Annotated in this window: 21 protein-coding genes; 18 read left to right on the top strand and 3 right to left on the bottom strand. The window is 61.3% G+C overall.

Features of this window, described 5'->3' with window-relative positions:
* Positions 1-546: 546 nt before the first annotated feature.
* From EXV95_RS09610 to EXV95_RS09595, 4 genes are all read left to right on the top strand, one after another.
* Positions 547-1,548, top strand: a complete 1,002-nt coding sequence (locus EXV95_RS09610) for an RluA family pseudouridine synthase (protein WP_176886646.1) — start codon at positions 547-549, stop codon at positions 1,546-1,548.
* Positions 1,549-1,573: 25 nt separating this feature from the next.
* Positions 1,574-2,248, top strand: coding sequence for an HAD family hydrolase (locus EXV95_RS09605; protein WP_055395306.1), 675 nt, complete (start codon positions 1,574-1,576; stop codon positions 2,246-2,248).
* Positions 2,249-2,275: 27 nt separating this feature from the next.
* Positions 2,276-2,653, top strand: coding sequence for a Rieske 2Fe-2S domain-containing protein (locus EXV95_RS09600; protein WP_055395307.1), 378 nt, complete (start codon positions 2,276-2,278; stop codon positions 2,651-2,653).
* 92 nt (positions 2,654-2,745) lie between these two features.
* Complete coding sequence (locus EXV95_RS09595) at positions 2,746-3,792, top strand: S49 family peptidase (protein WP_176886645.1); 1,047 nt, start codon at positions 2,746-2,748, stop codon at positions 3,790-3,792.
* Between the two features lie 151 nt (positions 3,793-3,943).
* Here EXV95_RS09595 and EXV95_RS09590 read toward each other — a convergent pair whose 3' ends face one another.
* From EXV95_RS09590 to EXV95_RS09580, 3 genes are all read right to left on the bottom strand, one after another.
* On the bottom strand, positions 3,944-5,044 hold the full coding sequence (locus EXV95_RS09590) for a toxin-antitoxin system YwqK family antitoxin (RefSeq protein WP_176886644.1): 1,101 nt from the start codon (positions 5,042-5,044) through the stop codon (positions 3,944-3,946).
* 80 nt (positions 5,045-5,124) lie between these two features.
* Positions 5,125-5,928: an SAM-dependent methyltransferase gene (locus EXV95_RS09585; protein ID WP_176886643.1), complete on the bottom strand. Its 804-nt coding sequence runs from the start codon at positions 5,926-5,928 to the stop codon at positions 5,125-5,127.
* On the bottom strand, positions 5,925-6,515 hold the full coding sequence (locus EXV95_RS09580) for a Maf family nucleotide pyrophosphatase (RefSeq protein WP_176889009.1): 591 nt from the start codon (positions 6,513-6,515) through the stop codon (positions 5,925-5,927). The genes EXV95_RS09585 and EXV95_RS09580 overlap by 4 nt, the downstream gene beginning before the upstream one ends.
* Before the next feature lie 33 nt (positions 6,516-6,548).
* On the opposite strand from EXV95_RS09580, the gene EXV95_RS09575 reads away from it, so the two are divergent.
* The 14 genes from EXV95_RS09575 (at position 6,549) to lepB (ending at position 20,932) form a co-directional block, all read left to right on the top strand.
* Complete coding sequence (locus EXV95_RS09575) at positions 6,549-7,097, top strand: DUF177 domain-containing protein (protein WP_176886642.1); 549 nt, start codon at positions 6,549-6,551, stop codon at positions 7,095-7,097.
* Positions 7,098-7,207: 110 nt separating this feature from the next.
* Positions 7,208-7,390, top strand: a complete 183-nt coding sequence (gene rpmF / locus EXV95_RS09570) for a 50S ribosomal protein L32 (protein WP_005794249.1) — start codon at positions 7,208-7,210, stop codon at positions 7,388-7,390.
* A 107-nt stretch (positions 7,391-7,497) separates the two neighbouring features.
* A complete protein-coding gene (gene plsX, locus EXV95_RS09565) occupies positions 7,498-8,553 on the top strand; it encodes a phosphate acyltransferase PlsX (RefSeq protein ID WP_176886641.1) in 1,056 nt (351 codons plus the stop codon).
* Positions 8,553-9,530, top strand: coding sequence for a beta-ketoacyl-ACP synthase III (locus tag EXV95_RS09560; protein ID WP_176886640.1), 978 nt, complete (start codon positions 8,553-8,555; stop codon positions 9,528-9,530). The genes plsX and EXV95_RS09560 overlap by 1 nt, the downstream gene beginning before the upstream one ends.
* Before the next feature lie 60 nt (positions 9,531-9,590).
* A complete protein-coding gene (gene fabD / locus EXV95_RS09555) occupies positions 9,591-10,541 on the top strand; it encodes an ACP S-malonyltransferase (RefSeq protein ID WP_176886639.1) in 951 nt (316 codons plus the stop codon).
* Positions 10,538-11,284 (top strand): 3-oxoacyl-ACP reductase FabG, encoded by a 747-nt coding sequence (fabG, locus tag EXV95_RS09550; RefSeq protein ID WP_121420771.1) that lies wholly within the window; start codon positions 10,538-10,540, stop codon positions 11,282-11,284. Before fabD ends, fabG begins: the two co-directional genes overlap by 4 nt.
* Before the next feature lie 103 nt (positions 11,285-11,387).
* The gene (acpP, locus tag EXV95_RS09545) at positions 11,388-11,627 is read left to right on the top strand and encodes an acyl carrier protein (protein ID WP_003058049.1); all 240 of its coding nucleotides are present in this window, start codon (positions 11,388-11,390) and stop codon (positions 11,625-11,627) included.
* Between the two features lie 47 nt (positions 11,628-11,674).
* Positions 11,675-12,919 carry a beta-ketoacyl-ACP synthase II gene (fabF, locus tag EXV95_RS09540; RefSeq protein ID WP_176886638.1) on the top strand — a complete coding sequence of 415 codons (1,245 nt, stop codon included), beginning with the start codon at positions 11,675-11,677 and terminating at the stop codon, positions 12,917-12,919.
* A 647-nt stretch (positions 12,920-13,566) separates the two neighbouring features.
* Positions 13,567-14,193 carry an RNA polymerase sigma factor RpoE gene (gene rpoE / locus EXV95_RS09535; RefSeq protein ID WP_055399464.1) on the top strand — a complete coding sequence of 209 codons (627 nt, stop codon included), beginning with the start codon at positions 13,567-13,569 and terminating at the stop codon, positions 14,191-14,193.
* A gap of 9 nt (positions 14,194-14,202) precedes the next feature.
* Positions 14,203-14,883, top strand: coding sequence for a sigma-E factor negative regulatory protein (locus EXV95_RS09530; protein ID WP_176886637.1), 681 nt, complete (start codon positions 14,203-14,205; stop codon positions 14,881-14,883).
* 230 nt (positions 14,884-15,113) lie between these two features.
* Positions 15,114-15,995, top strand: coding sequence for a MucB/RseB C-terminal domain-containing protein (locus EXV95_RS09525; protein ID WP_255484972.1), 882 nt, complete (start codon positions 15,114-15,116; stop codon positions 15,993-15,995).
* Positions 15,996-16,169: 174 nt separating this feature from the next.
* Positions 16,170-17,636 carry a DegQ family serine endoprotease gene (locus EXV95_RS09520; RefSeq protein WP_176886636.1) on the top strand — a complete coding sequence of 489 codons (1,467 nt, stop codon included), beginning with the start codon at positions 16,170-16,172 and terminating at the stop codon, positions 17,634-17,636.
* 510 nt (positions 17,637-18,146) lie between these two features.
* Positions 18,147-19,955 (top strand): translation elongation factor 4, encoded by a 1,809-nt coding sequence (gene lepA / locus EXV95_RS09515; RefSeq protein WP_055399457.1) that lies wholly within the window; start codon positions 18,147-18,149, stop codon positions 19,953-19,955.
* Entirely contained in the window at positions 19,955-20,932 is a 978-nt protein-coding gene (gene lepB, locus EXV95_RS09510) for a signal peptidase I (RefSeq protein WP_176886635.1), read from the top strand. Before lepA ends, lepB begins: the two co-directional genes overlap by 1 nt.
* The last annotated feature ends 31 nt before the right edge of the window (positions 20,933-20,963 follow it).

Raw genomic sequence — 20,963 nt, 5'->3', positions numbered from 1 at the left:
ACGGAGAGGGCTGCGCGGGCTGCCGCCCACAGTTTCCAAACCAATACAACAAGCTCTGCAGGAGCTGTGAATGCCTGGACTGACGCATCGAAACGAAGGGAATTGCCGGGGATGCCAATGATCTGCCGCGCTCTAGCGCAGCATCGGGAGGCAGGGGCGCGTGGATGGGGGCGAGTGGTAGGAACGCAGTTTTGCTAGCAAAAGAGTAGCTGATTGCGCTTGCTGGCTGTGCGCTGAGGGCGATTTTGAGCATGCAGCCAAAGGCCGCAGCCTCCGCCACAGGGTCACCATCCATGCCATCAACAACCACATGCTCGCTTTGATCCGCTGGCAGGCTGCGCCCGGGTAGGGAACATCTGCCAGCTTGGGGGATTCCGTATCAGTGTTTCAATCTGTCAGCCCGCCGCACGGCGTGCTGGCCACCACAGGCATCTGGCCTGCAATCTGCGCGCACGACGCCCGCTGGCATCGACCTGCCTGCACGAGGGGCAAGGGCTGTGTGGACTAAACTCCAGACAAATCAACCACTTACATAACAACGCGCAGGTGAAACACATTATAGGGGCCAAACCGCCCGCCGCCCCTGGGGGGCTTCCCGCAGCCCGCCTGGTGGAAGTGGATGCTGACTCCGCCGGCCAGCGGCTCGATAACTTTTTGATACGCCACTTGAAAGGTGTGCCTAAAACGCATGTCTACCGCATCATCCGCAGCGGCGAGGTGCGCATCAACAAAGGCCGCGTGAGTGCCGACACCCGCGTGGAAGCAGGGGACGTGGTGCGCCTGCCTCCTGTTCGAATTTCAGACAAGGTGGCCGAAAAGGCCGAGCGCCCGGCGCCCGCGCGCGAATTCCCCATCCTGCTCGAAGACGAGCACCTGATCGCCATCGACAAACCTGCTGGCGTGGCGGTGCATGGCGGCAGCGGGGTGAGCTTTGGGGTGATCGAGCAGCTGCGCCAGGCGCGGCCAGCTTCCAAGTTCCTGGAACTGGTGCACCGGCTGGACCGCGATACCTCGGGCATCCTGCTGGTGGCCAAGAAGCGGTCAGCACTCACCCACCTGCAGGACCAGTTCCGCGAGCGAGAAACGGGAAAGACCTATCTGGCACTGGTCACAGGCACCTGGCCTGCCAACAAAAAAGTCATCGACCTGCCCCTGCACAAATACCTGCAGGCCGACGGCGAGCGCCGCGTGCGTGTGACCACGGCCGACGACCCGGATGGCATGCGCTCCATCACGCTGGTCAAGGTGCGCAGCACCGTGCCCGCGCGCGCTGCGCAGGGCCTGCCCGCCATGTCGTTGCTGGAGGTGACCATCAAGACCGGTCGCACCCACCAGATTCGTGTGCACCTGGCCAGCCAGGGCCACGCCATCGTCGGGGACGACAAATACGGCGACTTTGACCTCAACAAGCGCCTTCAGAAGCTCTCGATGAAGCGCATGTTCCTGCACGCATGGCGGTTACAGTTCAATCACCCCGCTTCGGGCGAGCGTGTGCAGCTGATTGCCGAGTTGCCCCCCGAGCTGGCCGATTTTGTGTCCCCCGCCTGACGATCCTGCGCGAAGAACCCCCTCCATGTCTGCCAAAAACTTCCGTCCGCGCCGCTTCGACCTCATCGCCTTTGACTGGGATGGCACCCTGTTCGACTCCACCGCCATCATCGTGCGCTGCATCCAGGCGGCGGTGCGTGACGTGGGTGGCACCGTGCCCACCGACAAAGAGGCGGCCTATGTGATTGGCATGGGCTTGATGCAGGCCCTGGCCCATGCGGCGCCGGATGTGCCGCCCGAAAAGTACACCGAGCTGGGCAACCGCTACCGCTTCCACTACATCCAGCACCAGGACGACCTGAGCCTGTTCGACGGCGTACTGCCCCTGCTGAACGACCTGCGTGAACGCGGCCACCTGCTGGCCGTGGCCACGGGCAAAAGCCGGCGCGGGCTGGACGATGCGCTGCACTCGGTGGACTTGCGCGGCGTGTTTGACGGCTCGCGCACCGCCGACCAGACCGCTGGCAAGCCGCACCCGCTGATGCTGCAGGAGCTGATGGCCGAATTTGACGTGGCGCCGGAGCGCCTGCTGATGATCGGCGACACCACCCACGACCTGCAGATGGCGGTCAACGCGCGCTGTGCGAGCGTGGGGGTGAGCTATGGCGCCCATGAGCCCGACGCCTTTCACGCGCTCCAGCCGCTGGCGGTCGTGCATTCGGTGCGCGAGCTGCACGATTGGCTGCTGCACAACGCATGACGCAGGGTATTGGAGCGGGACGAGCCCATGACCACACCACCCGATCAGCCCATTGCGCTGTGCAACAGTGCCGACCTCGTCGATGGGGGCTTGGCGGTTCCGTTTGATGTGCAGTACGCAGGTCAGACCTGCCGGGCCTTTGCGATACGCTACCAGGGCCTGCCGCATGCCTACCTGAACCGCTGCACCCATGTGGCCATGGAGATGGACTACCAGCCTGACCGCTTTTTTGACGACACGGGCCACTGGCTGCTGTGTGCCACCCACGGGGCCGCCTACCTGCCGAGCACCGGCCAGTGCGCGGGCGGCCCGTGCCGGGGCGGGCTGGTGAAAATTGCTTTGTCCGAAAGCGATGGTGTGGTGCACTGGCATACTGCCTACAACCTGCAACCCGTAGAGTTCTAGAAAATCCAGATGAATTACCCTTATGTGCTGTCGCCTGGTGCCAGCCTGCGCGGTGCGCGGGCAGCAGTTTTGCAGTGCTCAGGACGTACGACATGACAGACCCCCAGCAGCCCGGCTCTTCGGGTTTTGACCCAAAAAGTAATCCCGCGCCCGACCTGTGGGCGCAAGCAGCTACAAATTCAGGAGCATCTGTGAGCGACTCATCGCGTGAACCCGGCTGGGAGCGCGCCACGCTGGAAAAGCTGGCCTTCTCCGCCCTCCAAGAACAACGCAGCGCCCGCCGCTGGAAGATCTTCTTCCGCCTGGCATGGCTGGTGCTGATTGCCGCAGTTGCCTTTGCGGCCCTGCGCCAGGCATCGCCCAGTGCCAGCAAGAGCACGCCCCATACGGCGGTGGTGGACATCAAAGGTGAGATCGCCAGCGGCGCCGAGGCCAGTGCCGAGTTTGTGGTGGCCGCCATGCGCAGCGCGCTGGAGGACGAAGGCTCGCAGGCCCTGGTGCTGCTCATCAACTCACCCGGCGGCAGCCCGGTGCAGGCCGGCATCATCAATGACGAAATTGTTCGGTTGAAGGCCAAGCACAACAAGCCGATCTACGCCGTGGTGGAAGAAACCTGCGCGTCGGCTGCGTACTACATTGCCGCTGCAGCGGACGACATCTACGTGGACAAGGCCAGTATCGTGGGCAGCATTGGTGTGCTGATGGATGGATTCGGCTTCACCGGCACCATGGAAAAACTGGGCGTGGAGCGCCGCCTGCTCACCGCGGGTGAGAACAAGGGCTTTCTCGACCCCTTCAGTCCGCAGACCGAAAAGCAGCGTGCCTACGCGCAGACCATGCTCGACCAGATCCACCAGCAGTTCATTGCCGTGGTGAAAGCCGGGCGTGGTGACCGCCTCAAGACCACGCCCGACACCTTCAGCGGCCTGTTCTGGACCGGCCAGCAGGCCGTGGAAATGGGTCTGGCCGACAAGCTGGGCAACCTGGACTACGTGGCCCGCGAGGTGGTGAAGGCCGAAGACATCATCGACTACACCCGCCGCGACAACGTGGCGGAACGGCTGGTCAAGCGCTTTGGCGCGGCGATTGGTGTGGGCGCCGTGAAGTCACTGGCCGTGGCTGGACCTCAGCTGCGCTGACACCGTCCGACGTGGCCTTTGGGCCATGCACAAAAAAAGCCCCGGGTGGAGATTCCACACGGGGCTTTTTGCGTCTGGGCCTGCGTGGCCGGTACGTGGTGTGACGCATCCTGTCGTGCCGGGCCTCCGAGGGCTGGCAGGAGGGTGTTTTTTAGCTGTCCAGCCCGCCCGCCTTGCGCTGGCGCGAGCCGTCTTCCAGGATGGTGTCGTCGGCCACCAGCTTGCCCGTCTCGTCCCACTGCTTGCGGGCCGTAAGGCGCGTGCGTCCCCGGGCATCGGGGGCTGAATACTGTTCTTCAATCGCCAGCCGGCCGTTGTCGTGAAAGGCCTGCTGCGTGCCCACGGGCCATTGCTCGGCATTGAGCTGTTCGCGCCGCGCCAGCTTGCCATCGTCACGGTACATCTCGCGCTGCACGCGCGCCTGCTCACCGGCGCCGGTCCAGGTACTGCGCTCTCGCACCGATCCGTTGAGGTACCAGCGCTCGACCTGCACCTCCCGCCCATCGGCAAAACTGCGCTGCTCGATCAGCTGGCCGGATGCGCCGTAGCGCTTGGCGCTGAACAGCGAGCCCCGCGTATCGCGCAGTGTGCGCTCGTCCGGTGCGAACACCCGTTCCTCGCGCAGCACACTTTTGCCGCCCTCGGTTGTGAAGCTGCGGTGCACACGCCGACCGTCCACCACGAGTTGCTGGGCGGCGACGATGCCGTCGCGGCTCCATTCGGTCGCGTTCAGCAGGCGGCCCTGGTCGTAGTGCAGCTGCGCGGTTTTGGCGCCGTTGTCTGCATGGAGCAGGGTGTCAGTGGCACCGTCAAAGCCGCAGAGTTTGCGGTCTTCGGGCAGCACGCTGGTGCGCGGGCAGAACAGGCGTGTGGGCTGGCCCTTGCTGTTGGTTTCCACATAGAACAGCTCCTGCCCGCCGCCGTGGAACGACACGCGCTCCACGCGGCCGGTGGCGTCAAAGCGCCGCACGGCCCCCTGGGTGCGGCCGTTGTCGGCGGTTTCTTCGCGCCGCACCTGGCCGTTGGGCCAGAACTCGGCCACCCGGCCGTGGCTGTTGCCGCGTTCGTTGACCGTGCGTTCGCGCTGCAGGCGGCCTTCGCGGTCGAACATGCGCTCCAGGCCCACGAACTTTCCGTCGCGCAGTTCCTGTTCGCGCTGGAGGTGGCCGGTGTCTTCTTCGCGGCAGCGCACCAGCCCGGACTGGCCGGCGGTTTCGGCACCGTTGGAAATATTGATGGGTTTGCCATTCAATTCACAACGAATAATGGCCTCAGCGCTTGAACCATAAGCGCTAAAAGCTATAAGAAATATAGTGAATAGACGGTTCATGCTTAGCGGCCCATCGCAAACACGACAGGGGTGCGGTTGTCGGGGGGCGTGGGTTGCTGGCGCCATTGCCGCACGAGCTGGCTGCGGATGCGTGCGTCGGGCAGCGTCAGCCCGCTGGCCAGCGCCAGGCGGGTGTGGGGCTGCAGCGTCTGCACCAGGGCCTGCCAGAGGGCGGCGTTGCGGTAGGGAGTTTCGATGAAAAGCTGGGTCTGTCCTGTCTTGAGGGCCAGGCTTTCCAGCTCCTTGATACGCTGGATGCGCTCCTGGCTGTCCTGGGGCAGGTAGCCAACAAACGCAAAGTTTTGCCCGTTCAATCCGCTGGCCGCCAGCGCCAGCAGCAGCGAAACGGGGCCCACCAGGGGCACAACGGGGATATCAAGGTCGTGTGCCGCGCGCACCACGGACGAACCGGGGTCGGCCACTGCAGGCATGCCCGCCTCGCTGATCAGCCCCATGTCGTGCCCATTCAGTGCCGCTGCGAGCAGCGGGCGGGCGTCGAACGGGGCTGATCCTTTGTCGCCATGGTCGCCTTTTTTATGGACTTCGCGGGGAAGCTCGGTGATCTGCTGCTGCTGCAGGGGGGCTGCCAGGGGGTGCAGTGCGTCGATGCGTTTGAGGTAGGCGCGTGTGCTCTTGGCGTTCTCGCACACCCACTGGGTTAGCCGTGCAGCCGTCTGAAGGGTGGCCGAGGGCAAGGCATTCTGCAGCGGGACCTGGGCGTCGCAGCCAAAGTCGAGGGGGGCGGGCACGAGATAAAGCGTGCCCTTGCGAGCGCCTGAGCTCAGTTCGGTGGGGGGATTTGTCATGGCAGCACCAAGCCTGCCGCGCGCAGCATGCGGCAGGTGCGGATCAAGGGCAGTCCGATGAGGGCTGTGGGATCGTCGCTGTGGATGGCATCCAGCAGCGCAATGCCCAGGCCTTCGCTCTTGGCGCTGCCAGCGCAGTCGTAGGGCTGCTCGGCGCGCAGGTAGCGCTCGATTTCCGCGTCAGACAGCTCACGGAATTTCACCTCCACCGGGGCCAGGTCGATCTGCTCGAAACCCGTAGCGGCACACACCACGGCCACGGCGGTCTGGAACACCACGGTCTGGCCGCGCATCTGGCGCAGTTGCGCCACCGCACGCTCGTGGTGGCCGGGCTTGCCCAGGGGCTCGCCAGCGAGGTCGGCAACCTGGTCGGAGCCGATTACCACCGCATCGGGGTGGAGTTGCGCCACGGTGCGTGCCTTGGCCAGCGCCAGGCGCAAGGCCAGTGAGCGAGGGGCTTCGCCGGGCAGGGGGGTCTCATCCACCTCCGGGGCCGCGACGTCAAAAGGCAGGTTCAACCGCTCTAGCAGTTCACGCCGATACCGCGATGTGGAGCCCAATACCAGAGGGCGTTTCAGGGGGGGGATTGATGCATGCGCCGATTCTCTTACACTGCCGCCATGACCAAGGAATTCTCCCCCCAGCGCCTCGACGTGAAAGCCTTTGCACAGGCGGGCGGTCGGCTGGCGGGCCACGATTCACTGCTGAAGTACGAACGCCTGGCCCAGGAGGCCAAAGGCCTGCACCCGGACCTGATGGTGGACTGGGAGGCTGTGGGCGAAGTGCGCACGGCGCTGGGCGGCATGGGCCAAGTGTGGCTGCATATCAAGGTTACTGCGAGCTTCCCCATGGAATGCCAGCGTTGCATGACGCCGGTGGATGTGCCGCTGGAGGTGGATCGAGAGTTCCGTTTTGTGGCGGACGAGGCCACCGCCGAGGCGCTGGACGATGAGAGCGAGGAAGACCTGCTGGCCCTGAGCCGCGAGTTCGACCTGCACGAACTCATCGAGGACGAGCTGCTGATGGCCTTGCCCGTGGTGCCCAAACACGACGAGTGCCCTACCGCAGTACCACTGGCTTCTTCGGACGACGATTTTGAGGAAGCCAACGACGAAAAGCCCAATCCTTTTGCGGCGTTGGCCGCACTGCGCAAAGACAACAAGGGCTGATTGGACGACCCAAAAATCATTTGGGTTATAATCGTGGGCTTCACGCGAACCCCATCGTGTCTTTTGGGCTGATCGCGTTTTTACCAACCTATTCCAGATCAGGAGCCATCATGGCCGTTCAGCAAAACAAAAAGTCCCCCTCCAAGCGCGGCATGCACCGCTCGCACAATGCCCTGAATGTGCCAGGCATTGCTGTGGAACCCACCACCGGTGAAACGCACCTGCGTCACCACATCAGCCCCAACGGTTTCTACCGTGGCCGTCAGGTGCTGAAAAACAAGTCTGAAGCCTGATCTTCGCCCCATCCAAAGGCCCGTTGCTACTGAAACCGTAGCGCGGGCCTTTGTTTTGATCGTCGTATTTATTTTCCGGCCCTCCTGGCCGGCCGGACAAGTCGCCCATGATCACACTGGCTGTTGACTGCATGGGGGGCGACCATGGCCCCCGCGTCACGCTCGCGGCGTGCCGCCAGTTTCTCGATACACACCCTGATTCCCGCCTGCTGCTCGTCGGCCTGGTGGATAGTCTGCAATCGTTTTCGCACGACCGTGCTACGATCATTCCTGCTACCGAAGTGGTGGCCATGGATGATCCTGTCGAGGTGGCTCTGCGCAAGAAGAAAGATTCTTCCATGCGCGTGGCGATTCAGCAGGTCAAGGATGGCGCGGCCTCTGCGGCCGTTTCGGCAGGCAATACCGGCGCGCTGATGGCTATTGCCCGGTATCTCCTCAAGACGCTGGATGGCATCGACCGCCCCGCCATTGCGACGCAGTTGCCCAACGCCGCAGGTGGTGCCACCACGGTGCTGGACCTTGGGGCGAATGTGGATTGTTCCGCCGAGCATTTGCTGCAGTTTGCCGTGATGGGCTCTGCCTTGGTTTCGGCCCTTCGGGATGGTGGGGAGCCCACCGTCGGCCTTCTCAATATCGGTGAAGAGGCGATCAAAGGTAGTGAAGTCATCAAAAAAGCCGGAGAGTTGCTGCGATCTGCTGCCAATGCCGGTGATTTGAACTTTTACGGAAATGTTGAAGGCAATGACATTTTCAAGGGCACCGTTGACATCGTGGTATGTGACGGATTTGTGGGCAATGTGGCCCTCAAGGCCAGTGAAGGGGTGGCCTCGATGATCATTGGTGCCCTGAAAACGGAGTTCTCTCGCAACATCTTCACGAAAATCGCTGCGATCACCGCTTATCCGATCTTAAAAGCGCTCATGAAGCGCATGGACTACCGCCGTTACAACGGCGCGGCACTTTTGGGGCTGCGCGGACTGGTGTTCAAGAGCCATGGTTCGGCTGACACAATGGCGTTCGAGCAGGCATTGAACCGGGCGTATGATGCAGCCCGCAACAACCTGCTCGACCGCGTCCGGACCCGGATTGCGCACGCAGCGCCGCTTCTGGTGCCTGCGGATGCCCAGCCCCAGCCTGGCGTTGCGGCGACGATGACACATTGATGAGACGCTACTCCCGCATTACCGGCACCGGCAGCTACCTGCCCCCGCGCCGGCTGACCAACGCTGATCTGGTGGCTGAATTGGCCCAGCGCGGCATCGAAACCTCAGATGAGTGGATCGTGGAGCGCACCGGTATCCGCGCGCGCCACTTTGCGGCGCCTGATGTTGCTTGCAGCGATCTGGGTCTGGAGGCTGCGCGCAATGCCTTGCAGGCGGCGGGCCTTCTGCCGACCGACATTGACCTGATCATCGTGGCCACGTCCACCCCTGATATGGTGTTTCCCTCGGCCGCTTGCATATTGCAGAACAAGCTGGGAGCCAATGGTTGCCCTGCGTTTGATGTGCAGGCGGTGTGCAGCGGTTTTGTCTATGCCCTGTCCGTGGCGGATGCCATGATCCAGACGGGTGCTGCCAACCGCGCGCTGGTCATTGGGGCAGAAGTTTTCAGCCGTATTCTGGATTTCAATGACCGCACGACCTGCGTGTTGTTTGGTGATGGTGCGGGTGCCGTGGTGCTGGAGGCATCGGAAACGCCGGGCATCCTGTCCAGCGACCTGCATGCCGATGGCAAGCATGTGGGTATCCTGTGTGTGCCCGGCAACGTGTCGGGTGGCAAGGTCCTTGGGGACCCCGTCCTCAAGATGGATGGGCAGGCTGTTTTCAAGCTGGCGGTGGGCGTGCTGGAGAAGGCCGCGCATGCGGTGCTGGCCAAGGCGGGGCTGACCGAGGCCGATATTGACTGGCTGATTCCACACCAGGCCAATATCCGCATCATGCAGGGCACAGCCCGCAAGCTCAAGCTGCCCATGGACAAGGTGGTGGTCACGGTGGACCAGCATGGCAACACGTCGGCAGCCTCCATCCCCCTGGCGCTGGACCATGCGGTGCGTGCGGGCCAGGTCAAAAAGGGTGAGACCCTGCTGCTCGAAGGTGTCGGCGGCGGCTTTACCTGGGGTGCAGTGCTCCTGAAGTTATAGCTTTTTGCGCTTGCTGGATAAGCGCTAGGCATCAATTTCAATCATATTTCTGGATTTTTCATGAAGTCTTTTGCATTTGTCTTTCCGGGACAAGGCTCGCAATCGGTGGGCATGCTCGACGGATGGGGTGATCACCCGGTGGTGGCCCAGACCGTGCAGGAAGCCTCGGATGCCTTGGGTGAAAACATCGGCCTGCTGATCAAGGAAGGCCCCAAGGAGGCGCTGGCCCTGACCACCAACACGCAGCCGGTGATGCTGGTGGCTGGGGTGGCTGCATGGCGTGTCTGGCGTGCAGAAGGTGGTGCTGCCCCGGTCGCTGTTGCGGGGCATTCTCTGGGCGAGTATTCGGCGCTGGTTGCCGCAGGTGTGTTGACGCTGGCCCAGGCGGCGCCGCTGGTGCGCCTGCGTGCAGCTGCCATGCAGGAGGCCGTGCCGGTCGGCACTGGCGCCATGGCTGCCATCTTGGGGATGGAGGCTTCCAAGGTCATCGCAGGATGTGCCGAGGCAGTGGCCTCGTTCGGTGTGGGAACGGCAGAAGTGGTTGAGGCTGTCAATTTCAACGACCCCGTCCAAACGGTCATTGCGGGCACCAAGGCCGGCGTCGAAAAGGCCTGCGAAATGCTCAAGGCGGCAGGTGCCAAGCGTGCACTGCCATTGCCGGTGTCCGCCCCTTTTCACTCCAGCCTGATGAAGCCTGCTGCTGAGAAGCTGCGCTTGGCGCTGGCGGATGTGGCGCTTGCTGCGCCCCAGATTCCGGTTCTGAACAATGTGGATGTCGCGGTGCAGCAGGATGCTGAGGTGATCCGAGACGCGCTCTACCGCCAGGCCTTTGGCCCCGTGCGCTGGGTGGAGTGTGTGCAGGCCCTCAAGGCCCGGGGAGTCACCCATATTATTGAAAGTGGCCCTGGCAAAGTGCTGGCGGGTCTGACCAAGCGCATCGATCCTGAGCTGGTGGGTGCAGCACTGTTTGATATGGCCACGCTGGCCGAAACCCGGGAGTTGTTGGCATGACGCAATCCTCATCGGCCGCGCAAGTGGCGTTGGTCACAGGCGCATCGCGCGGCATTGGCGCGGCCATTGCGCTCGAGCTGGCGGTACGTGGCTACCAGGTGGTGGGCACGGCCACGACGGACGATGGCGCCGAGCGCATCAGCCAGGCCCTAGCGGCCTACCCCGGCTGCCGTGGCGCCAATCTGAATGTGAATGACGGAGCTGCCATCGAGGCGTTGATGGATTCCATCGTCAAGCAGCAGGGTGGTCTGCATGTGCTGGTCAACAATGCGGGCATCACCCGCGACACCCTGGCCATGCGCATGAAGGACGATGACTGGGATGCGGTGCTGGACACCAATCTCAAGGCAGTTTTCCGTGTGAGCCGCGCGGCGATTCGCCCGATGATGAAACAGCGATTCGGGCGCATCATCAGCATCACCAGTGTGGTGGGGGCTTCGGGCAATCCCGGTCAGGCCAACTACGCGGCAGCCAAGGCTGGAGTGGCGGGAATGACCCGTGCACTGGCCCGCGAACTGGGCAGCCGCAGCATCACGGTCAATTGCGTAGCGCCGGGATTTATCGAGACGGATATGACGTCGGTGCTGCCCGAAGAACAGCAAAAAGCCCTCAACGCCCAGATCCCTTTGGGGCATATGGGCAAGCCGCAGGACATCGCACATGCCGTGGCCTACCTTGCTTCGCGCGAAGCTGGGTACGTGACCGGGCAGGAGTTGCATGTCAATGGCGGCATGTACATGTAATTGAGACAAGTTAACGCCGGTTCATCCGGACGGCGGGCTGCTGAGGGGCTTCTCCTTAAGCGGCTAGAATCGCGGATTCATTCACAACCCCCAGAGGGAAACCATGAGCGATATCGAAGCACGCGTCAAAAAAATCATTGCCGAACAACTCGGTGTGGAAGAGTCCCAAGTCACCAATGAAAAGGCCTTCGTGGCAGACCTCGGTGCCGACTCGCTCGACACGGTGGAACTGGTGATGGCACTGGAAGACGAATTCGGCATCGAGATCCCTGACGAAGACGCCGAGAAGATCACGACGGTGCAAAACGCCATCGACTACGCCAACACCCACCAGAAGGCCTGAGCGGCGCACTGCGCCTGACTCAAGCGATCAACAGAAGGTTTTTACGCATGAGCCGTCGTCGCGTTGTCGTGACCGGCCTGGGATGCGTCAGCCCCGTGGGCAACACGGTGGCCGAATCCTGGGCCAATCTCCTTGCCGGAAAATCCGGTATTGACCTCATCACCAAGTTCGACACGTCGAACTTTGCCTGCAAGATTGCAGGGGAGGTCAAAGGTCTTGACCTGGAGTCGTACATCAGCGCCAAGGATGCGCGCGCGATGGACAGCTTCATCCATTTCGGCATTGCAGCTGCTGCACAGGCGGTTGAAGATGCCGGTCTGCCCACGGGTGAAGCGCTCAGTGAAGAGTTTGCGACACGCATAGCCTGCGTGATCGGTTCAGGGATTGGTGGCTTGCCACTGATCGAGAATACCCATGCGGAACTGGTCAGTCGCGGTCCACGGCGCATCACACCGTTCTTTGTGCCAGCTTCCATCATCAATATGGTGGCGGGCCATGTGTCCATGCGCTTTGGCTTCAAGGGGCCGAACCTTGCGGTCGTGACGGCCTGCACAACCGGCCTGCATTGCATTGGCGAGGCTGGCCGCATGATCGAATACGGTGATGCGGATGTGGTGGTGGCGGGCGGCACTGAATCCACGGTGTCGCCGCTGGGCATTGGCGGTTTTGCGGCCATGCGCGCCCTGTCCACCCGCAACGATGACCCCAAGACCGCTTCCCGCCCCTGGGACAAGGATCGTGATGGTTTTGTTTTGGGTGAGGGCGCTGGCGTGATGGTGCTGGAGGAATACGAGCATGCCAAAGCCCGTGGTGCCAAGATCTATGCGGAACTGGGTGGTTTTGGCATGAGTGCCGATGCAGGCCACATGACGGCCCCCAGTATGGATGGTCCGCGCCGTGCCATGCTCAACGCCCTGCGCAATGCCGGCATGAATGCCGATCAAGTTGACTATCTGAACGCACACGGCACTTCCACGCCGCTGGGTGATATTAATGAGACGAATGCCATCAAGGCGGCCTTGGGCGACCATGCTTACAAGGCTGTGGTGAGCTCCACCAAATCCATGACTGGTCATTTGCTGGGTGGTGCGGGCGGTATTGAAAGCATTTTTACGGTGCTGGCCTTGCATGAGCAAAAAGTACCACCCACCATCAATTTGGTGAATCAGGACCCCGAGTGCGATCTGGACTACTGCGCCAACACGGCGCGTGACATGAAGATCGACGTTGCAGTCAAGAATAACTTCGGTTTTGGTGGCACCAACGGGACACTGGTTTTCAAGCGCGTCTGATCATTGGGTCAGGTGCACTGCCGCCCGACTTGGCGAGGCCGTGGGGTCTTGTTGCGGTCCTGCAATCGTTGGTTGCTCGGCACGGGCCTATGTTCCGTGCTAAGCAGGCGGCACAGCCTTGGTAGCGTTTCGTGGGTGTGACTTCGCAGCGACCACCTTCGGTGTTTTACCCCCTGCGGCGCAGCCGCCTGTTCGGGGGCTTGCTGGGGGCATTGTTGCTGACCAGCGCAGCGGGGCTGGTTGCTTGGTTCGTTCGAAGTGGTGGCGCTGCATCCCCATGGCCCGCAGCGATGGCGGGTGGTCTCTGGTGTCTGGCTGCCGCCAGCGCATTCCATTTCTGGTTCTGTCAATTCTCTGGTGGTATCCACTGTGATGTCCAGACCTGGACACTGGTGGCTCCGAACTCCGGGGCGGCCTGGATGGCATTGTCCGGACCTCCTGAAGTCCTTCTCGATTTGCAGTCACATCTGTGGCTGCATGTCATTCCGGTGGGGCACCGCCGCACCTGGTTGTGGCTGACGTGTTCCGCGCAGCCCGAGCGTTGGCTGGATCTGCGGCGTGCGGTATATTCGCGCGCCAGACCGGGCGCTGACAACGCTGACGAAACCGCCCCGGCCAGCAGCCGTGGGCGTGAATCCTGAGTATCCATGACTGTAATTCCGCCTTCCCCTTCCGAAGATAGCGACCTCCAACTGGTGGAGCGCGCGGTAGCGGGCGATCAGCGTGCCTATGAGTTACTGGTCATCAAGTACCAGCGCCGTATCGAGCGTCTCATTGGCCGGATGGTGCGGGACACCGACATCGTTCAAGACATAGCGCAGGAAACGTTCATCCGGGCCTACCGCGCGCTGCACCAGTTCAGGGGAGATGCGCAGTTCTACACCTGGCTCTACCGGATTGCTGTCAATACCGCCAAGAAGGCGCTCATGGACATGAAACGCAATCCGGTCATCTCGGAGAACGCTTTGCGGGGGAACGAGGACGAAGATGAAACTTCCCGCCTCGGACACGAACTAACCAGCGACGAAACCCCCGAAACCGTACTCGCTGCCCGAGAAATCGCGCAAGCCGTGAATGCGGCTATGGAGGCGTTGCCCGACGATCTGCGCCAGGCGGTAACGTTGCGCGAGATTGAAGGGCTGAGTTACGAAGAGATTGCGACGGCCATGGATTGCCCCATCGGCACGGTGCGGTCACGGATTTTTCGGGCGCGAGAGGCCATATCGGCAAAAGTGCGTCCTCTGCTTGAGAACCAGTCAGGCAAACGGTGGTGAGGTAATGAAATGAACAACGCTGTACGAAGTGATGGATTGGTGGGCGGTGCTGTGGTGGCTGAGATAAGCAGGCGCGAGCAATTGTCGGCACTGGCGGATGGCCAGTTGCATGGGGATGAGGTGGCGGACGCGCTGGCCTATGCGGCGCAAGCCGAAGGCCATGCCACTTGGCAGCTCTACCATTTGGTGGGAGATGTATTGCGTTCTTCCGACCTCGCGCAACCTGCCAATCCGAACTTCATGGCCCGGTTACGTGATGAACTGGCCAAGGAAGGGCCCGTCGTACGTCCTGCGGCCGCTGCTGTGCAGCAGGTGGATGTGGTGGCCCCGGCAATGGCGGATGCTGCCAATGCGTCGGTCTTTCGCTGGAAAATGGTCGCGGGATTTGCGTCTTTGGCGGCAGTTGCGGCGATTGGTTGGACCTCTCTGGCCACGTTGCAAGGCAATGGTGCACCCGGTGCCACGGGTGGAGCCCAGCTGGCCATCTCTCTCGAGTCGGGTGCGAATGGCCCCAGCTCCGGTGCCCCTGTGGTCGCAGTGGCTGATGCCGATGGCGGAGCGCAGGTGATGATTCGGGACCCTCGCTTGGATGAGTTGCTGGCGGCACACAAGCAGTTTGGCAGCACATCCGCATTGCAGATGCCTGCAGGATTTTTGCGCAATGCCACCTTTGAGACGCCCAGCCGCTGAGCCGGGAGTGGCTTGTTGGCGTGGTGAGATTGTGTGATGAGCTACCCGGGAGTTTTGTGCGTTTGGTTGAAAGCACTGCCGCAGCAGTTCAAACACGGGGTGGTTGCTGCCTTGTGTGTGACAGGACTCTCCGTATCGGCAGGGGCCTCGCCGGCTGAGGGGGCATTTCTTCTGCAGCAGAGGCGGCTTCCGCGCCTGCGGAGCGCAGTATTCTGCAGTGGATCGAGCGCATGCACAGCGCGCCCTGCGCGCGCCCGTATGCCGGTACCTTTGTGGTGCTGGCTGCCTCCGGAGCGATGGCCAGTTCACGCATCTGGCACGCCTGTGAAGGGGCGCAGCAGATGGAGCGCGTGGAGGCTCTCAGTGGCACTCCCCGGACCATTTTTCGGCGCAATGACGAGGTGCGTACGTTCTGGCCCCAGTCGCGTGTGGTGCGGTCGGATCGACGGGATGCCTCTGGGCTGTTTCCACGAGTTCCGGTGGTAGAGGGCACTTCCATATCCCAGTTCTATGCCGCACGCCCTGTGGGCCAAGAGCGCGTTGCCGGATTTGTTGCCGACGTGGTGTGGTTCAAACCCGTGGATTCGCTGCGTTTTGGCTACAAGCTGTGGAGCGAGCGGGAGACCGGTCTGGTCGTGAAGCTGCAGACCTTGGGCGCGAACGGACGCGTTCTGGAGCAGGCTGCATTCTCGGAGTTGGACTTGAACGCCCCCGTTCGCGTGGAGCAGCTTTCACGTCTGATGGACGCGACCGCTGGTTACAAAGTGGTGGCGCCGGTTGTGGTCAAGACCACGGCCACGGCCGAGGGCTGGGTGCTTCGTCAGCCGGTTGCTGGCTTTGTTCCGGTGAGCTGCCATCGGCGCGCTGTGTCTGCTGACGACGGTGCGCAGGGTGTCTTGCAGTGCCTGTACTCCGATGGTCTTGCATCGGTATCGCTCTTCATTGAGACCTTTGATCCCCAGCGACACCCCTCCCAGCCCCAGGTCTCGGGTATGGGGGCCACGCAGCTTCTTGCGCAACGGGTCTTGCCCGATGTATGGCTCACAGCAGTGGGGGAGGTTCCTTTGCAGACCCTTCGCCTGTTTGCAGGTCAGTTGGAGCGCACACGCTGACCCTGAAGCCAGCGGGCGTGATGCTGGCGGCTGCTTTCTCTGAGCCTGCGCTGTGGCGGGGCCGTTTGCAGGGGCATGCGAAGTGCATTTGCGATACGGGAACCAAATGGCCGCACACTCTTCACAGTTACACACAGTTTGATGACTGTATTTGCTACCAATCACGAAAGGTCGATGATGTCGAAGTTCGATGGAAATGCGCTGCGCTCCCTGGCATTTGCATGCATGTTCGCAGGGGCTGCTGGCGGCATGGGTTTGCCCCAAGCGGCCTTGGCACAACCTGCTGCAGCGGTTCGTGGGTTGCCAGACTTTACGGATCTGGTGGACCAGGTGGGTCCTTCGGTGGTCAATATTCGGACGGTAGAAAAAGCGTCGAGCCGTGCAAGTGCAAACGGCATGGATGAGGAGATGATGGAGTTCTTCCGCCGCTTTGGCGTGCCGATCCCCAATGTGCCCAGGCAGCAACGTCCTCAGCGGCCGCAAGACGATGAGCAGCCGCGCGGCGTGGGTTCTGGCTTCATCCTGACTGCGGACGGGTTTGTGATGACCAATGCGCATGTCGTGGACGGCGCTGATGAGGTGATCGTCACGCTGACCGACAAGCGCGAATTCAAAGCCAAGATCATTGGTGCGGACAAGCGAACCGATGTGGCGGTGGTCAAGATCGAGGCGACGGGCTTGCCCGCCGTCAAGGTGGGTGATGTGGGGCGTTTGCGGGTGGGCGAATGGGTGATGGCGATTGGATCGCCCTTCGGGCTGGAGAACACGGTGACTGCGGGCATTGTGAGTGCCAAGCAGCGCGATACGGGGGACTACCTCCCGTTCATCCAGACCGATGTGGCCATCAACCCGGGCAACTCGGGCGGCCCGCTCATCAACATGCGTGGCGAGGTGGTGGGGATCAACAGCCAGATCTATTCGCGCTCGGGTGGATTCATGGGCATTTCGTTCGCGATTCCGATGGACGAGGCCATCCGCGTGAGTGAGCAGTTGCGCGCATCCGGTCGGGTGACACGGGGCCGTATCGGCGTGCAGATCGGGCAGGTCACCAAGGACGTTGCGGAGTCCATTGGCCTGGGCAAGGCCCAGGGTGCGCTGGTGACCGGGGTGGAGGCGGGGTCACCCGCAGACAAGGCGGGAGTGGAGGCTGGTGACATCATCACCCGTTTTGACGGCAAGTCCATCGAGAAGGTTGCGGACCTGCCCCGACTGGTGGGCAATACCAAGCCTGGTACCAAGAGCACGATGACCGTGTTCCGCCGTGGCGCTTCGCGGGACCTGGGCATCACCATTGCCGAAATTGAGCCCGACAAGCCAGCGGCCAAAATGGCGGAGCGTGAGGAAAAACCCAAGGCTTCAGCTGCTGCACAGCAAATGGGATTGGCGGTCACGGAACTTTCGGACGCCCAGAAAAAGGAGCTCAAGATCAAGGGCGGTGTGCTGGTCGCGACCGCCACAGAGGCCGCAGCACGTGCCGGCCTGCGCGAAGGGGATGTGATTCTCGCGATTGCCAACACGGAAGTGTCTGGTGTGAAGGAGTTTGAGGCTGTGCTCGCCAAGGCCGACAAGAACAAGCCCATCAATGTGCTGTATCGGCGCGGCGAGTGGGCCCAATATGCCTTGATCCGTCCCGGCCGATGACGAGCGGCGTTGTGGCAGATGTGGGGGGATGGTTGACCCATTTCCCCACGTTTGCAGCAGGCCTTTGTCGCAGGTGTGGGCATTTTGGTTTTTTTGTCTTTTCCTTCTTTCGATGTTGAAAGTTAGCCTTGGCTAACTTTATGAAGGTCTATCAACTGATTTCGATAGAATAGAGGCCCCTGTTCAACGCTAATTCATATATTAGCTGGACGTTGATTCACGATGCGGGATGTGACGGTGTCATGCACAGCCGATCCACAGCTCACCCACAAGTTGTCCAGCGTTGTAGTTGTGCAGACTGTGTATAAGTTGTTGATAAGATCCCTGTTGCACCCTGGCAACTCCCCTTGGATGCAGTCGGATGGGCTTTTTACTGCGGGCTTTTTGCCTACAATGAAGCTCCAACTATCGCAGTTGCCAATGATTGTTGGTTCAGGGCGCGTCGCCATTCGACGCGCCCTTTTTTCTTGTGTGCTCCGTTTTAATTCAATCACTTGACGCTTTCCGTTGATGAACCACATCAGAAATTTTTCCATCATTGCGCACATCGACCATGGCAAGTCGACGCTTGCAGATCGCTTGATCCAGCGCTGCGGAGGCCTTGCGGACCGTGAGATGGAGGCCCAGGTTCTGGACTCGATGGATATCGAAAAAGAGCGTGGGATAACCATCAAGGCGCAGACCGCAGCGCTGCAATACAAGGCGCAGGATGGGCAGGTCTACAACCTCAATCTGATCGACACACCGGGGCATGTGGACTTCTCGTATGAAGTGAGCCGCTCGTTGTCGGCATGCGAGGGCGCGTTGTTGGTGGTGGATGCTTCGCAAGGCGTTGAAGCTCAGACCGTTGCGAACTGCTACACCGCATTGGATCTGGGTGTCGAGGTGGTGCCCGTACTCAACAAGATGGATCTGCCCAATGCCGATCCCGACAATGCGAAGGCTGAGATCGAAGATGTGATTGGCATCGACGCGACCGACGCGATTCCCTGCTCCGCCAAGACCGGCATGGGTATTGATGAGATCCTTGAAGCCATTGTGGCCAAGGTGCCCGCGCCGCGCGGCAATGCCGATGGACCGCTTCGCGCGATGATCATCGACAGCTGGTTCGACAGCTATGTGGGCGTGGTGATGCTGGTGCGTGTGGTCGATGGCCGTTTGCTCAAGGGCGAGCGCATCAAGATGATGGCCAGTGGTGCGGTGTACAACGCGGACAATCTCGGTGTGTTCACGCCCGCCAACGAGCCGCGCAACTCGCTCGACGCAGGGCAGGTGGGCTACATCATCGCTGGTATCAAGGAGCTGCAGGCTGCCAAGGTGGGCGACACGATCACGCTCGAAAAGAAGTTACCCAACAATGCGGGCCCTGCCGCCGAGGCGCTCCCCGGCTTCAAGGAAATCCAGCCCCAGGTGTTTGCCGGTCTGTACCCGACCGAGGCGAGCGAATATGACTCGCTGCGTGACGCGCTTGAAAAACTCAAGCTCAACGATGCTTCGCTGCACTACGAGCCTGAAGTGAGCCAAGCGTTGGGCTTCGGTTTTCGTTGCGGGTTTCTCGGCCTGCTGCATATGGAAATCGTGCAGGAGCGCCTGGAGCGCGAGTTTGATCAGGATCTCATCACGACCGCACCCAGCGTGGTCTACCAGGTGGTCAAGGCCGATGGTGAAGTGATCATGGTCGAGAACCCCTCCAAGATGCCCGATCAGGGGCGGCTGGAGGAAATCCGCGAGCCCATCGTCACAGTGCATCTGTACATGCCCCAGGATTATGTCGGCCCCGTGATGACGCTGGCCAACCAAAAGCGTGGTGTGCAGATGAACATGGCGTACCACGGTCGCCAGGTGATGCTCACGTATGAAATGCCGCTGGGTGAAATCGTGCTCGACTTCTTCGACAAGCTCAAGTCGGTGTCGCGTGGGTATGCCTCCATGGACTACGAGTTCAAGGAGTACCGTGCGTCCGACGTGGTGAAGGTGGACATCCTTCTGAACGGCGAAAAGGTGGATGCACTGTCCATCATTGTGCACCGATCACAATCGCAGTACCGCGGCCGCGCAGTGGTTGCCAAGATGCGCGAGATCATCAGCCGCCAGATGTATGACGTGGCCATCCAGGCGGCCATTGGCGCCAACATCATTGCGCGAGAGACCATCAAGGCGCTGCGCAAGAACGTGCTGGCAAAATGTTACGGCGGCGATGTCAGCCGCAAACGCAAGCTCCTTGAGAAGCAGAAAGCAGGCAAGAAACGCATGAAACAGATCGGATCGGTCGAAGTGCCACAAGAGGCATTCCTGGCCATTTTGCAGGTGGAAGACTGATGCTCCAGTTCATGCAGATTTTCACATCCCTGGTGCTGGCCGCATTTGGTGGCTATATCGGGGCCTGGTACTTTGGTGCCATCGAAGGCAATTTCGCCTTGCTGTTGTTCCTGGCCACGGTGGTCACGGGCGCGTACTGGCTGGCCGAGCGTTTCTACTTTCTGCCCCAACGTCGCCGAGCCGCCCAGGCCGTCGAAGATGCGGCGACCGCACGCCGTGCGGAGCTGGACCGCATGGGCATCCAGAAGGTCGATGTGGATGTGCAGGAGGCCAAGGGGCGGCTGCTCATGCAGCCTTGGTGGCTGGACTGGACAGCGGGGCTTTTCCCGGTCATCGTTGCCGTGTTTGTTCTGAGGTCGTTTCTTTTCGAGCCCTTCAAAATCCCGTCGGGTTCGATGATTCCCACCCTGCTGGTGGGCGACCTGATCCTGGTGAACAAGTTCACCTACGGCGTCCGCCTGCCGGTGATCCATACCAAGATCACCGAGGGCACCAAGCCTGCGCGTGGAGATGTTCTGGTGTTCCGCTATCCACCCCAGCCGAGCCTTGACTACATCAAGCGGGTGGTGGGTGTGCCTGGTGACGAGGTGGCCTACATCAACAAGCGCCTCACGGTCAACGGTCAGGCCATTGACACCAAGGCGCTGCCGGACTTTTTCGAAGAAGACTCGATGCGCTACTTCAAACAGTTTGAAGAGCAACTGGGCGCACAGCCCCACCGTTTGTTGAACAACCCGGATGTGCCCGCCTTTGTGCAAGGCGCCAGCAATTTTGCCTATCGCAAGAACTGCCGTTACAGTGTTGAGGGTGTTGTGTGCAAGGTGCCCGAGGGCCACTACTTCATGATGGGCGACAACCGGGACAACTCGCTCGATTCACGCTACTGGGGCTTTGTTCCTGAGGGCAATATCGTCGGGAAGGCCTTTTTTGTCTGGATGAATTTCGGTAATCTCAAGCGCATTGGGTCGTTCCATTGATGGATGACCAGCTTTTTTGGACACTGAGGGG

The sequence above is a fragment of the Acidovorax sp. JMULE5 genome, from assembly GCF_013376875.1.
GTDB classification, from domain to species: domain Bacteria; phylum Pseudomonadota; class Gammaproteobacteria; order Burkholderiales; family Burkholderiaceae_C; genus Acidovorax; species Acidovorax facilis.
This window is presented reverse-complemented; position numbering and strand designations above follow the sequence as displayed.